Annotated in this window: 14 protein-coding genes; 2 read left to right on the top strand and 12 right to left on the bottom strand. The window is 38.7% G+C overall.

The window, feature by feature from the left end; translation table 11 throughout:
* Positions 1-161: 161 nt before the first annotated feature.
* Genes AC13EX_RS13995 through AC13EX_RS14015 form a run of 5 tightly spaced genes read right to left on the bottom strand, consistent with a single transcriptional unit; the run spans position 162 to position 3898 of the window.
* On the bottom strand, positions 162-1727 hold the full coding sequence (locus AC13EX_RS13995) for an NFACT RNA binding domain-containing protein (RefSeq protein ID WP_482893162.1): 1566 nt from the start codon (positions 1725-1727) through the stop codon (positions 162-164).
* A gap of 1 nt (position 1728) precedes the next feature.
* Positions 1729-2490 carry an MBL fold metallo-hydrolase gene (locus AC13EX_RS14000; RefSeq protein WP_482893163.1) on the bottom strand — a complete coding sequence of 254 codons (762 nt, stop codon included), beginning with the start codon at positions 2488-2490 and terminating at the stop codon, positions 1729-1731.
* Positions 2487-2765 carry a hypothetical protein gene (locus AC13EX_RS14005; RefSeq protein ID WP_048640433.1) on the bottom strand — a complete coding sequence of 93 codons (279 nt, stop codon included), beginning with the start codon at positions 2763-2765 and terminating at the stop codon, positions 2487-2489. Before AC13EX_RS14005 ends, AC13EX_RS14000 begins: the two co-directional genes overlap by 4 nt.
* A 1-nt stretch (position 2766) precedes the next feature.
* A complete protein-coding gene (locus AC13EX_RS14010) occupies positions 2767-3147 on the bottom strand; it encodes a response regulator (RefSeq protein ID WP_048640432.1) in 381 nt (126 codons plus the stop codon).
* On the bottom strand, positions 3140-3898 hold the full coding sequence (locus tag AC13EX_RS14015) for an Hpt domain-containing response regulator (protein WP_048640431.1): 759 nt from the start codon (positions 3896-3898) through the stop codon (positions 3140-3142). The genes AC13EX_RS14010 and AC13EX_RS14015 overlap by 8 nt, the downstream gene beginning before the upstream one ends.
* A 47-nt stretch (positions 3899-3945) precedes the next feature.
* Here AC13EX_RS14015 and miaA point away from each other — a divergent pair, with 47 nt between their 5' ends.
* Positions 3946-4857, top strand: coding sequence for a tRNA (adenosine(37)-N6)-dimethylallyltransferase MiaA (miaA, locus tag AC13EX_RS14020; protein WP_482893164.1), 912 nt, complete (start codon positions 3946-3948; stop codon positions 4855-4857).
* Here the strand turns inward: miaA and AC13EX_RS14025 are convergent.
* The 5 genes from AC13EX_RS14025 to AC13EX_RS14045 all read right to left on the bottom strand — a co-directional run bounded on the left by AC13EX_RS14025 (position 4845) and on the right by AC13EX_RS14045 (position 11149).
* A complete protein-coding gene (locus AC13EX_RS14025) occupies positions 4845-5207 on the bottom strand; it encodes a hypothetical protein (RefSeq protein ID WP_482893165.1) in 363 nt (120 codons plus the stop codon). The two genes, miaA and AC13EX_RS14025, sit on opposite strands and share 13 nt — an antisense overlap.
* Positions 5208-5209: 2 nt before the next feature.
* Positions 5210-6184, bottom strand: a complete 975-nt coding sequence (pfkA, locus tag AC13EX_RS14030; RefSeq protein WP_048640428.1) for a 6-phosphofructokinase — start codon at positions 6182-6184, stop codon at positions 5210-5212.
* A gap of 158 nt (positions 6185-6342) precedes the next feature.
* Positions 6343-8151 (bottom strand): translational GTPase TypA, encoded by a 1809-nt coding sequence (typA, locus tag AC13EX_RS14035; protein WP_048640427.1) that lies wholly within the window; start codon positions 8149-8151, stop codon positions 6343-6345.
* 117 nt (positions 8152-8268) lie between these two features.
* Complete coding sequence (locus AC13EX_RS14040; protein WP_482893166.1) at positions 8269-8715, bottom strand: hypothetical protein; 447 nt, start codon at positions 8713-8715, stop codon at positions 8269-8271.
* Between the two features lie 268 nt (positions 8716-8983).
* Entirely contained in the window at positions 8984-11149 is a 2166-nt protein-coding gene (locus AC13EX_RS14045; RefSeq protein WP_482893167.1) for a glycoside hydrolase family 31 protein, read from the bottom strand.
* A 195-nt stretch (positions 11150-11344) separates the two neighbouring features.
* Between AC13EX_RS14045 and AC13EX_RS14050 the strand changes: the two genes are divergently transcribed.
* Positions 11345-12676 carry a DUF3748 domain-containing protein gene (locus AC13EX_RS14050; RefSeq protein ID WP_482893168.1) on the top strand — a complete coding sequence of 444 codons (1332 nt, stop codon included), beginning with the start codon at positions 11345-11347 and terminating at the stop codon, positions 12674-12676.
* A gap of 1 nt (position 12677) precedes the next feature.
* Here the strand turns inward: AC13EX_RS14050 and AC13EX_RS14055 are convergent, their stop codons facing one another.
* Together AC13EX_RS14055 and AC13EX_RS14060 are read right to left on the bottom strand one after the other, a co-directional pair.
* A complete protein-coding gene (locus tag AC13EX_RS14055; RefSeq protein ID WP_048640424.1) occupies positions 12678-13142 on the bottom strand; it encodes a hypothetical protein in 465 nt (154 codons plus the stop codon).
* A gap of 1 nt (position 13143) precedes the next feature.
* Positions 13144-14379 carry a sulfite oxidase gene (locus AC13EX_RS14060; protein WP_482893169.1) on the bottom strand — a complete coding sequence of 412 codons (1236 nt, stop codon included), beginning with the start codon at positions 14377-14379 and terminating at the stop codon, positions 13144-13146.
* Positions 14380-14652 lie beyond the last annotated feature (273 nt).

The following is a 14652-nucleotide window of genomic DNA, read 5'->3' on the forward strand; positions in this document are numbered from 1 at the left end:
TAGAAAAAACTTATAAATGGCAACTCGATAAATTGGGTTGCCATTTTTTTTATCCCAAGGGCTAATATATTTCTAATAATCGTATTTACTTTTTTCAGGATGGAACCTCGATTTTTAGATATCAAAGTGACAAGCAAGCCCTTTCTGAGCTGTGTATTTGCTTATATTTCTTCGGGCCCCTCAGGTTTTATTAAAATTACCTTCTCCCTGTCCACCATCACAGCCCCAGGTGGAGAACCTTTCACCTTTCGGACGTATTTGCATGGGGTGTACATAACGGCTGCAAGGGACGATGTTTTGTTTTTTGAATAATGGGCGGCTAGTGCAGCAGCTCGTTCTAGAACGCTCTTGGTTGGCGTCATGCCTGATTGGGTCTTGATGATTACATGTGATCCAGCTACATCCTTCGCATGAAGCCATAGATCGTCTTTCCAAGTGTACCTTCTTAGTAACTCATCATTTGCTTTAGCAGATTTTCCAACCCAAATCTCAAACCCTTCTGTTTCAAATCGCTTGTAAGGTAATTGTAGCTGGGCTTGGTTTTTGGATGATCTGTTTTCAGATTTGATGAGTGATTTAATTGATTTGAAGTCTTCAGATTGGTTCAAAACTTCCTCTTCCTTGACAATCTCCTTTAGATCTTTTTCTTTTTGGGCCAGGTTTTTACGTAATTGCTCGAATTCAATTTTCTTGTTTTTGCTTTTTTTGTAAAGTTGCTCCGCAAACTTTTGGGGACTTTGGCCTCTTTTTAAAGTAATTTCTCGTGTTTCATTGGTGTAAAAATCATAAAGGCTCACTTTTTCTGCCCCGTTGGGGATTTGGTGAAGGTTGGCCATGATGATGTCTGCCGTTTGGCTAGGAGGAGAGTCGTTCTCCATTTCTTCCAGTTTTTGACTGGTCTTATTGATGTAATTTACTGTTTTTTTGCGTCTATCGAGAAGGTTTCGAAGCAATTGGTTTTTGACATTCTCAAAGTTTTTTCTGACTACTGCTTTCTGGAAGTAAATATTGCAGGCCTCTAAAGGGTCAGTGGTGCTGGCAATTGAAGAGGAACAAGGTAAAAGGGTGAGGAAATAATTGTCGTTTTTATGGAGAATTGAGAAAAATGGACTGTCAAGCAAGTCCATAATTTCCACCATCAGCTTGTACCGGGTGTTTATGTCCGCTTCCAGATAGCCGGCTTCCTTGAGCCAAGCTCTGGGTAGTTTGCCCAGTGTAGGGAGAAATTGTGAGGCATTTCCTTTTAGTTCTTTGAATCTTGCCTCAGTTAATTCTAAGGATTTTTCAAGCTCTTGAATTTTAAGGCCCATGTCCTCTTTAAGTTCTTTTCTAAAGATGGTATAGGGAGTAGCCTCCTTGTCTTTGTATAAGACAATATTAGACCTACTGCCATGCATTTTAAATAGTAGGACATGGGTGTCGTTAAGGCAGATGTAGAAAGCCCTTTCAAAATTCAGTAGCTGAATATCCGTGACTTTTTCTCCAATTATTTCAGGGAAGAGATCAACATTGTTTTTTTTACTTCTTTTAAAGTCTTTAGGGAAACTTATACTTGTATTAGCAGGTAAAAGTAAAGCCCGAATAAAGAAAGGATTGCCATCGGTTTTCTTTAGTTCAATGATAAGCTCCTCTTTGTTTTGAGAAAAGCAGGAAGTAATAGTGCCACCTAGAATTTCAGCTTTTAAAGCGGGGCATAAAAATTTAAAGAAGTGATAATTAAGGTGCATGTTAAAGTTGGATTTTTAAGCCATCATAGGCTATCTCAACATTGCGAGGCAGCTGTTCGGTCACTTCCTGATGTGGGCCCATTGTATGGCTTATATGGGTCAGGTATGCTTTTTCAGGAGCAATTATGGAGATGAGTTCTAGTGCTTCAGAAAGGGTGAAATGGGAAATATGAGGCTTTATTTGCAAGGCATTAATTACCAAAACCTTACTGCCTTTTATTTTTTCAATCTCTTCAGGTGAAATATAATTTGCATCTGTGATATAAGTGAAATTCCCGAACCTGTATCCAAAAACAGGTAGCTTATGGTGCATGACCTGGATAGGATTGATTTTATTGCCCTGAATTACAAATGGAGTGTTGGATATTTCATTCAATAATACCCTTGGAACTCCTGGGTACTTGGTCTTGGCAAAGATATAGGAAAACTCACTTTTAATTTGCTCTAAAACCTGAACAGTGCCATATAGCGGTATGTCCATTTGTTGCTTGAAATTAAATGGACGTATGTCATCAAGTCCTGCAGTATGGTCTTTGTGTTCATGGGTAAAAAGAACCGCGTCAAGGTGGGTTACAGCCTCTCTAAGCATTTGTGTGCGAAAGTCCGGGCCAGTGTCGATAACAATGCTAAGTCCGTTAATTTCCAGGTGTAATGAGGTTCTAAGGCGTTTGTTTCTAAAATCCAAAGAGGTGCATACATTGCAGTTACAGCCTATTACCGGAACACCCTGAGATGTTCCAGTTCCTAAAAATTTGATTTTCAAAGCTTCAATTCTGTTTGTTTAAGTTCAATAAGAAAATCTTGTTGCTTTTGATCTTCGAAGGATTGAGGGTTAAAATCAAGCTCTTTTAGAATGTCCAACAAGGCATTGATTTTACCTTCAAGGGTGAAATATTTATTTATAATTACAATTTTTGTTTCCTTTAAAATACAAAAACCAGATTTAAAATTGCCTTTCTCATAACGTAGGTGATACGCTGATGAGGCAAAGATATTTTCTAATTTATCCAAAAAGTTTTTGGTGTATTTGACGGTCATTTTACTTGTAAATATGTTTTTTAACGGTAACCAATAGCAAATCGTAATCCAGGGGTTTTTGAACATAATCGTCCAATCCCGCTTTTTTGAAATCATCCAAAGTGAAATTTTTGTAATTCCCAGTGATGGCGATGATTGGAATTTTAGATTTTACTGGGTCTGGGAGTTTTCTAATGGCTTTTGTACAAGCCACACCGTCCATTACCGGCATATTGATGTCCATTAGGATCAAATCAAAATCTTCTTTTTCAAGTTTATCTAAAACTTGTTGGCCATTCTTAACAGCAGTTATTGAAAAATTCTCAAAGGATAGAACATTCTTTGTTAGATTGATAATAACTGAGCTGTCTTCGGCTACCAATACTCTTTTTGCATCACTCATATTTTATAAAAATTTTATCGTTTTCAAGTAATTGTTTGAATTTGCTCAGGCTGGACTTTAATTGATCGATGTCATCAGCTATTCCATCCGTGGATGAATTTTTGATTTTTTGTTCAAATAAAGAAGTAACCTTAAACATTACATTAATACCAAGTGTTCCTGAATTACCTTTCAATATGTGAAGTTTTTCTCCAATTTCTTCAAATTTATTAAATTCCGCTAATATTTTTATTTCTTGAGTAAGGTTTTCAGCCTCCTCTAAAAAATCACCATATACGGATTTAATGTTTTCCAAGCTGTGGTATTTCAATAGTTGTTGGATTACTGATTCATTAATGTCTCCATTAATGGATTGTTCCTTTTCAGGGATGTTTTTTCTGTTTGGGCTTTGATTAAGGTGAAAATGGATGGCCTCCAACAGATCCTTGGGTTTTACAGGCTTGGCAATAAAATCATCAAAGCCGGTCGATAAAAAATATTCTCGATCTCCTTGATTGGAGTAGGCAGAAATAGCAATGACTGGAATGTCAGTTATTTCTTCCTCCTTGATTATTTTTAAACAACTTATACCGTCTAGTTTCGGCATTTGAATATCCATCAATATGATGTCATATTTGTTGTTTTTTAATAATTCTATAGCTTCTAGCCCGTCTGATGCAGATTCAAAAAAATAATTGTGTCCGATTACATTTTCAAATACCCTTCTATTCAGCGCATTGTCGTCTACTATCAAGACTTTTTTGTTTTTCATGTTCGAATTTTCTTAAATTCGGAGCTTTAAAATAGCTAAATTGAATCTTGACTCCATTAAATAAAATAATCCTGGTGATTGCAGGTCCAACCGCTGTTGGAAAAACTGATTTGTGCATAAATTTAGCCAAAAAATTTAATACTGTCATAATATCCTCCGATAGTAGACAATTTTTCCAAGAAATTAATATAGGGACAGCCAAGCCTACTGCGGGTGAATTGGCCAAGGTACCTCACTATTTCATTGGCAATAAATCTATTCACGATGCCTATGATGTCAAAATGTATGAATCAGAAGCGTTGAATTGTATAAACGATTTGTTTAGAGAAAAAGATTTATTGATTTTGACGGGTGGCTCTGGTTTATATACCGATGCGGTAGTTGAAGGCCTGGATTATATTCCTGAAGTAGATCAGGAGATACGTGAAAAATTGAATGCCCTTTATGCAAAAGAAGGGATTCAGCCCCTTCAAGAATTATTATCAAAATTAGATCCTGATTATTTCAATATTGTAGATAAGCAAAACCCGCAACGTTTGATTAGGGCTTTAGAGGTGTGTCAAGGTACTGGATTACCTTTTAGTAGCTTTAGGGTTAAAAAGAAGGTTTTCCGTCCATTCAAGACAATCAAATTAGCCTTGATTCGTGATAGAGAGGAATTGTACCAAAGAATAGATCAAAGGATGGATAGTATGATTCGCAATGGTCTTTTTGAAGAAGCAAAGGAAATGTACCCCTATAGGGATTTAAATGCACTTAATACCGTCGGTTATAAAGAGATTTTTGCCTGTCTAGATGGTGAATATGACAAGGAAGAAGCGATAAGGCTTTTGAAAAGAAACTCTCGACGCTATGCCAAAAGACAGGTTACCTGGCTGAAAAGAGACAAGGCATACCATTGGTTTCATCCGGATGAAATCAATAGTATGCTCTCCCTAATAAAAGATCAAATGGAATGATGTCCCATTAGTGTGGCTACAAAACTATAAGGTTTTGTTTTGATTAGTTTGTTGTAATTGTGCCTAAGCATTCGGATTTCTCCTAATTTTTTCTGGGCTGTGACTGCTTCGCTATGTGTTTTTTCATTGCTTTTTAGAGTATGATAAAGTGCTTCTGCTTCCTTAATGCTTTTTACAACTGAAATGTGCTCATTCCCATTGCTTGATTTAAAAAGGCTTTTAGTCGTTGAGCTGAACTGAGTTAATTCAGTCTCAAATAGCTGTTTTTTTTGCTTTAAATTATGATTGACAACCATCATAAATAAAAAAACAAATCCGCCTAGGGTAATGAAAATTGGAATAAAGCCCATATTTAAATGCTTAAGATCTCTTGAAGCCTAAGGTAATCTTTATTCAATGGTTTACTTTTGTTGATGCAATCATCAAAAGGAGTGTATACAACCTGGTCATTTATGATACCCGCCATACAGTTGAATTTACCATTAATCAAGCCTTCTACCGCGGCTAACCCGCTTCTGCTGCCCAAGAGCCTGTCTTTGGCTGTAGGGCTTCCCCCACGCTGTATATGGCCTAATGTGGTTACTTTGAATTTTTTCTCATCACCAATGAATTCGGCTTTTACCTTCTCCATGATGGTAGCTGCGTCTCCTTCTTCATCACCTTCAGCTACAACCACAATACTGGAAGTTTTTGTTTTCCTTAAATTTTTAAGGTAATCTGAGACTTCACTGGCTGTAGTGATGGTTTCAGGTACCATTACCATTTCTGCACCACCTCCTATGGCACATTCAATAGCAATGTATCCACTGTCTCTACCCATTACTTCTACAAAAAACACACGGTCGTGAGCTGCGGCAGTATCTCTGATCTTATCAATAGCCTCCAAAGCGGTATTGACAGCCGTGTCAAAACCTATGGTATAATCTGTTCCATAAATGTCATTGTCGATGGTTCCTGGGCAACCTACAATAGGAATTCCGAATTCCTCGTAAAAAACTTTTGCCCCAGTGAAAGTACCATCTCCACCAATTGCAACCAATCCTTCTATTCCGTGCTTACTTAGTTGGTCAAAGGCCTTTTGTCTCCCTTCTTTGGTGCGAAACTCATTGCTTCGGGCAGATTTAAGTATAGTACCTCCTCTTTGAAGAATATTACTTACAGAGTGAGACTGCATTTTTTTAATGTTTCCATTAATAATTCCATCATAACCGTATTTGATACTATAAACATCCAGGTCATGATAAATCCCTGTCCTTACTACTGCTCTAACGCATGCATTCATTCCTGGTGAATCCCCACCAGAGGTATATACTGCAATTTTTTTCATAATTGTATCTCATTTAAAACGTCACTTGGTATTTGGGGATTAATTGACTGCCTGCCAAATATCGAGTTAATCTGAAATGTAAAATTAACTAATTAACAGTATCTGCTTAATGTTTGAGTAAAAAAAAAGGATGGAAAATTTTTCCATCCTTTTTTCTATTATGAATTCTGCGCTTTGGCAGCTCTATTTCTTTCATTTTCTTCCAGATAGATTTTTCTCATCCGTATACTTTTTGGAGTAATTTCGAGATATTCATCTTTTTGGATATATTCCATAGATTCTTCTAATGAGAATTTTTTGGCTGGAGCAATTTTTGCATTGTTATCCGATCCTGATGCACGCATATTGGTAAGTTGCTTACCTTTCTGCACGTTTACCACGATATCGTTGTCTCTTGAGTGTTCGCCAATAACCATACCAGTGTAAAGGTCATCTCCTGGATCCACAAAAAAGTTTCCTCTATCTTGTAATTTATCAATGGCATAAGCCGTACACTGACCTGAGTCCATAGAGATCAACGAACCATTGATTCTTCCTGGGATAGGGCCTTTAAATGGCTCGTAGGAAGCAAACCGGTGATTCATGATCGCTTCACCTTGGGTAGCAGTCAATACATTGTTTCTCAATCCAATTAATCCTCTGGATGGAATGCTAAACTCTAGGTGTTGTAAATCACCTTTAGGTTCCATTACCAAAAGTTCTCCTTTTCTCTGGGTGGCTAGTTCGATTACTTTTCCTGCAGAAGTTTCAGGTACATCTACTACCAAGGTCTCAATAGGCTCATGCTTAACGCCGTCTATTGTTTTATAGATAACCTGAGGCTGACCTACTTGTAATTCGTAACCTTCTCTTCGCATTGTTTCGATAAGTACTGACAAATGGAGAATACCTCTACCATATACCAAGAATTTATCTTCACTATCCGTAGGGTCTACTCTTAGTGCAAGGTTTTTCTCTGTTTCTTTCATCAACCTCTCTCTCAAATGGCGAGAAGTAACAAACTTGCCTTCTCTTCCAAAGAAAGGTGAGTTATTGATCGTGAAAAGCATGTTCATAGTAGGCTCATCAATTGAGATCCTTTCTAATGCTTCTGGATTTTCAAGATCTGCAATTGTATCTCCAATGTCAAAACCTTCTACACCTGTGATGGCACAAATGTCTCCAGCTTGAACTTCGGTTACTTTATTTTTACCTAATCCTTCGAATACGTGAAGTTCTTTTACTTTAACTCTCTTTATAACGCCGTCTTCTTTGCAGAGTGCGTATTGTTGTCCTTCTTTAATGTTTCCTCTTTTTATCCTTCCAATGGCGATACGGCCAACGAAATTTGAATAATCTAAAGAAGTGATTTGCATCTGAGTAGTACCTTCATCAATTTTAGGCTCTGGAATGTATTTAACTACCGCATCCAAAAGTGGAAAAATGGTGTCGTTAGGATTTTTCCAGTCTTCACCCATCCAGTTGTTTTTGGCTGAACCGTACAAGGTGTGAAATTCCAACTGCTCTTCAGTTGCATCCAAGTTGAACATTAGATCAAAGACTGCTTCATGAACTTCATCAGGACGACAGTTCTCTTTATCCACTTTGTTGATCACTACTATAGGTGTAAGACCAAGCTCAAGTGCTTTGCCCAATACAAATCGTGTTTGGGGCATAGGTCCTTCAAAAGCGTCAACCAAAAGAATAACACCATCTGCCATTTTCAAAACCCTTTCAACTTCTCCGCCGAAATCAGCGTGACCAGGGGTGTCAATAATGTTTATCTTGGTATCTTTGTACCTTACTGAAACATTTTTTGAAAGAATGGTAATGCCTCTTTCCCTCTCTAGATCATTACTGTCTAGTATTAGGTCATCAAATTGCTGATTTTCCCTAAAAAGTTTTGAGGCGTGTATTATCTTATCTACCAAGGTTGTTTTTCCGTGGTCAACGTGTGCAATAATTGCAATATTTCGAATACTCTGCATGTGTAATATTATTAAGACGCAAAAGTAAGAATTAAATTTCGGAAAAGTATTTAAATCTCTTATTGATAATTATAAAATAATATATTTTATCAAATAAGATAGCCTTTGTTCCAAATGTTATTTTACTTTAAAGGGTTTGCTTTTTAACACTACATTAGATCCTGGGTAGGTAATATCCATGCTGTTTTCTGCCGTAATCAAAATCATTGTAGGCTTGTACATGGTCTCTGCTTCAAAGGATGCTTTGCCTTTATTACTGAAAACACCTCGGTTGTTTGAGATCTCTCCAAGTTTAGTAATTCCCTGTCCTGAAGCCTCTATCCATACCATATAGTGCTTTTTTGGAGGAGACAGTCGTTCTGGCAGTGCCAAATTATTGATGTTTATTTTTACTTCATAAGCCCCCTCCTTGTTTTTGCTGATGCTAGCAGTTGGTTCTGCTGCTGGTACAATATTAGAAACAGGGAAAGTAACTTTAGTAGAACAAGCTGAAAAAGCCAAGGCCACTGCAAATACAGTGAAATAGGCAAAACAGCTTTTTTTAGTAAGTAGGTATTTTTTCATCGTTTTTTTGTTTTAGGCTTGTGTTTTATTTTAATAAATTGCTGCTTCTAACTTAAAGCAGCTCGAAATGTTCCTCTATTGGTAGAGAATAAATATTTTATTTCCAAAAGAGATGGTTGCAAAAATTAGTTGATTATGTGCTATAGTTTTATGGTAAAAGTATGGGTAGGCGTCTGTTTATGCGTTAACTTTAACCCGGATTATGTAATAGAATGTCTATTGCATATTTCGGGTTTAAACCCTTAGGGGAAGGTCTAAATTCCTTCCTTTATTTTAGTGGAGTTTGTCCTTCTTGCTCGGACATAAATACCCAAGTCACTTTTCCAATATTGTTTGGCTTTTGATCGCCAACAGCTGAAATGGAGCCTTTCCATTTCCCGTTGGATTCTTTTATTACATTTATATCTCTCCAAGAATAGTGCCCATTTTCATAATCATAGGATATTCCATCATCGTCATACAATGTGAAATGGCCGGGTGATTCACCATAGTGGAGTATTTTCAAATCATAACTTTGGTTTTTACCGGGAGCATGGAGCATGGGGTCCATTAATGGGACTATTCCACCATCTTTGACAAAAACGGGAATTTGGTCTAAGCGAGCGTTAACTGTAATGACCTCACCATTGCCAACGTATTTTCCTGTGTAAAAGTCATACCATTTTCCTTTTGGTAATACCACCTTCCGTTCACTTTCACCTGCAAAGACAGGTGCTACCAATAAATTAGGACCAGCCATGTATTGATCCTTTAATTCTTTTTTGATGGCTTCGTTGTAAGGATTCTTCTCAAGGTTTGCTAGGCCATTGCTTTCCTTTTCCTCTTTTATAGTAAATCCATTCTCAAATTGCATGGCCCTAAAGGGAGGGATTCCTTCAAAATGATAAAGGGCAAAGCTACTGTACCAATAAGGCATCATTTTCATTCTTAATAGCGCCATTTCTTTAATTTCTTCTTCTACTTCAGGGTAGGACCATGGCTTTGTACCGCTTGCCCAGGCATTGATCATGGCCATAGGAGAAAAAACAACGGTCTGGAATCTTCTCAACCATTCTTCGGCAGTTTTTGATGCCCGTGCTTCAGGAGTCCACAAAAGGCCTGAAAAGCCACTATTAACCAATGCGGTAATAAAATCTCTATGATCGTAGTAATCATTGTAAATTACATAGGGAAAGGAAACACCACCTCCGTTTGAGGCCCTTACCAAGCCATAGGTTCGACGGTTCTCTTCTCGAAAAAGTTGACTGGATTGACGTTGAACAAGTAGGCCGTAGGTTTGTCGGAGTTGTTCGGCGGCTAGTCCAGAAGGGAATTCGGCCACATCTGGCCAAAGCCACCTGTCATAGCCATCCACCTCATCAATCTTGTACCCACCTATTCCAGGTTCAATATGTGATTCTTTAAAGGTTTTCCAGTAAATTTTTTGAGCTGCAGGAATACTTAAGTCAGGAACGGCTCCTGCCCAAACTGTATGGCTTCCATAATAGGGCTTAAGCTCATTATAAAAACTGGCTTCTGGAGAAACATAAGGGTTGATCCATAGATTTAAACTGATGTGTTTTTCTTTCAGGTTTTGAATAAGTTTTTCCGGATTGGGGAAACGTTCTTTATCCCAGGCAAATGTGTTGGGATAAGATTTACTTTGCCAACCTGGTTCCAAGCCTATAAAATCCAAAGGAAACCCTTTTTTTTCAAATTCATTGACCTCGGCCAATACTTGATCTTGATTAAATAGCCTGTGCACTCTTTGTGTAAAACCCAATCCCCATCTGGGTGGGATAGGGCCACCGCCGTTAAATAAATTAAAACGTTGTACAGCTTCCAGAATAGATGGTCCAGCAAAAACATAGAATTCTACTCCCTTAGCAGGAACGAGAATCTCAACTGCATCAGAATAGGGACTGGCTGTCCATTCTGGGTCGGTGTTTCTGTCCAAGGCTTTCGCTGGGTTTTTACTGTCCAACCTAGACCCTGTGCCTGCATAAACATCCAAATACCTGGAGGAATTGATAAAAACACCATATCCTTTACTGCTTACATAGAAAGGAACAGGTGCATGCGTCCTGCCATTGTCTTGGTTTCCATAATGGTCCATGTGAAGCCGCATAATTCTGCCACGTTGGTGAACGGTTTTGAAATTTAAGCCGAAGCCAAAAATCTCTTCATTCTCATCAAGTGGTAATTGTAAATAAGTTTTCCCATCCAATAACTTGGCATTAACCTCTTCCTTATTTAATGGGAAAATGACCTGCCCTAATCGGGATAAAGCAGGTAAATTAGGCTTTGACCCCGAAGCAGAAAGCAGATCGTATTCTTCTACTTCCCCCACAGTGCCTCTCCATACACCTGGAGCTATGCTTTCCCAGTCAATTTGTTGGGCGCTGACAGGGTGAAAAAAGTAAGTGAAAAAACAAATTATTATTAAATACTTCATGGTTTTAAAATTAATGTCAATCAAATAGAAATATTAATAAAATAAGTTAGATAAAAAAGGGACTATGCCTTTAGAAGGCATAAAATAATGGTACAAATTGGTCTTTCTGACGTATATTAGAAATCTTAATTTGATTATTTGAAGCAAATGACCCTTAATAAACTAAATAACTGGCTTTTACCCGTATTATTAATCATGAGTACCTCAACACTCTTTTCTCAGGAAATATGGAAGGTTAAGCAATTGACCAATCAAGCCAAGAACCATGCGATGGACAATAACCAGAATTTTTCTCCGGATGATGCCTGGATAGTCTATGATACTAGACCCAATGAAGGGGGGATTGGAGAAAATGCCATTATTGAAAAGGTAAATGTTGCATCAGGTAACACCAAAGTCGTTTATAAGACCAAGAATGCCAATGATTTTGGTCCAGGTGTAGGGGCGGTGAGTTATCATCCAACAGAAAATGAGCTTGTTTTTATTCATGGTTTGCCTCCAGCAAGTAAAGATAAGCCCTATGCCATGCATAGACGTGTTGGGAGAATCGTCAATGAATCAAATAATAGCTCCTACTGGATGGATAGCCGGGATGTAGTGGCGCCCTATACTGCTGGTGCTTTACGCGGAGGTACCCATAGGCACCAATGGAGTGGGGATGGTGACTGGTTAGGTTATACCTACAATGATGCCATTATGGTAGAATTGGAAGAGAAAACCGGAGAGACCTATAATTTAAGGACTGTAGGGGTGTCCAAAAGAAATAAAAAAAGCCCAAAGATTAAATCTGGTCAAGGTGAAAATTTTCAGGGAGAATGGTATTCCGTGCTGGTAGTAAAAGTAGTGGCTAACCCCAAGCCTGGAAGTGAAGAAATCAGCAAGGCTTATAGTGATTGGTGGGTAGGTAATAATGGCTATCAGAAACCAGATGGAAGTTGGCAAAGGGCAAGGGCATTTCTTGGTGACCTTGTGACCAAAGATGGAAAGAAACTTACAGAGGTCTTTATAGTGGATGTGCCAGAGGATTTAGACGTAGAAGGACCGGAAGGTCCTTTAGCGGGAACTTCCACGACCATGCCCATGCCTCCAGCCGGTGCCATAACAAGAAGAGTTACTTTCACTGAAGAGGAAAAATATCCGGGAGTTACTACGGAATTCAGACACTGGGTAAGCTCTTCAATGGATGGAGCGCTTTTAAGCTATCTGGCCAAAGATGAGAATGGGATTGACCAGGTGTTTTTAATATCCGTTAATGGGGGGCAACCCAAGCAGGTCTCCTTTCATTCAACTCCCGTTCAGAGTACTGTAAGGTGGAATCCTAAAACCAGAGAGTTTGCCTATGTTTGCGATAATCAGGTTTATGTCAATACCGTAGACAAGAAGGGAAATGCTGGAGAAGCCTACGCTATTAGCCCCAAGTTTGAAACTAAACCGTATGCGATAAACTATTCAAATACAGGTAAAAAAATAGCCTTCAACAAAGATGTTGAAGGCTATGCGCAAATATTTGTGGCTGAAAGACCATAAATTAGTTTTTCAGTTCATACCATTCTATGTCCATCAGAGGTGCTCTTCTTCCCATATTGCTTTGGGTGGAGCTTTCTGGGGCATAGTTTTTAGACAGGTAATCAAGGATGACCTCTTCTTGTGTTCCCAAATCCCAAAGGTTTTGGGAACTTTGCATCCACCTGATCATTTTTTTCCATCCCTCCCTGTTGGCATGATTCTGTGTAACCAGTTTTGCAGAGTGGCATGCCGTGCAATTGGCTATTACAAGATTTAACCCTTCATCTGCAATCAAACCAGTGGGTAGGTGTATGCCATTTTCTATCTCAGAGTCCAAAGGATTCGCCTCAATTGGCGCATCAGCTTTAACAAACTCCCCATCTGCTAGAGAAGGATCTTTGGCGGACCAAAGGTAAGCTCCAATAGCAATTAGGACAATTAGAATTGTTGCAGCGATGGCTTTAAATTTTCCAGTTAATTGTCCCATATTATGATACTTTTATAGCAATTCTATGACAAGCATTGTTAAGGTATCCTTTAGGGTTCCAACCTGGTGTAACCATCGGTTGGCTAAGTCCTGTGTTGTCCGTAGCTTTTGCCCAAACTTCATAGTAACCTTCCTGAGGGAAATTTATTTTGGCTTTAAAATGTTGCCAAGAATAACGGTTTGCTGCTTTCTCAAGATTGCAAGCATGCCAGGTGGCTCCAAAGTCAATGCTGTACTCCACCTTAGTGATATGCTCAGCACCTGTCCATGCATGACCTCTGATTTCTAGGGCCTGATTTGGTTTTATTATTGCCCCTGATTTAGGGTAGGAAACCAGAGATTTTACAGGCATGCTTTCAATGATTTTCATGTCCTCGTTTTTCACCTCAGCACCAGGTTCTACTGGTAATTTGGGGATTGAATAGGAGGGAGCTGCCATTTTCTCACCATCATGAACTTTGTCTCTTATGGATAAGCCTTCCAGCCATTTTCCTGAAACAGAAGCAGGGAACCCAGATGCAATTAATCGCAGAGGATGTCCATGAGCTATAGGTATATCTTCTCCATTCATAGCAAATGCTATAATGGTGTAATCGTCCATGGCTTTGCTAATGGGTATTCCTCTTGATATTGGCTGCTTGTTTGGGTCACGACTGATGTGTTTGTCAGCACCATGGTAGCCTACATAAACGGCATTGTCATTTATGCCAGCATCTTTCAATAAGTCTTTCAGCCTAATACCTGTCCATTTGGCACAAGATACAGCTCCCAATGACCATTGATTTCCTTTGGCAGGTGGATAATACTCTTTTCTGCCATTTCCCCCACATTCGAGGACGAGTTGATAGGTGTGGACGGGAAATTTTGTCTTAAGCTCTTGAAGGGTGTAGGTTTTTTCTCCTTCCATGGCCTCACCTTTTATAGTTAGGGCCCAGTTGTCTACATCGATTTTATCAGGAATCAAACCGTTATTTCTGATAAACATTTTATCTGCAGGGGTGACATCATCGTCCAATAAGTGGGCTCTGGATTCCACATTCCAGGGCTTGTTATTTAATACAATCATGTCCTTATGCTTCCCAAAAAGTTTGCCAGGATCATTGTCCTGTTCAAGTGCCACAGGGGTGTAGTTTTCAGGAAGTGCATAGACGATTTTGGTGCCCAATAGCGCAGCCATTGAGCCCAAGGCTGTCTTTTTTATGAAGTTTCTCCTATTGGGATTATCTGTTGTTGCCATAGGTTTTCTGGTTTCAATTGAAAGCGTAAATTAAACCAATTTAACCGAAAATAGGCAAAGGCAATTCTATAATCTTACTATAAAGAGAGTATAGCTTTACTACTGAGGCCTTTTCGCTGAAACAAATTGACCAACCCCTAGGGTCAGAGAGCCGCTTATTGCTTCAATTAACTATGGATAACAAAAGATAATTTTTAAACCCGGATTATGTAATAGGATTCGTAATAGCCTGTCCCGTGTTTACGGGAAGTGTTACAATCGCAAGAAAATCAG

Source organism: Cyclobacterium sp. L-R, assembly GCF_056859355.1.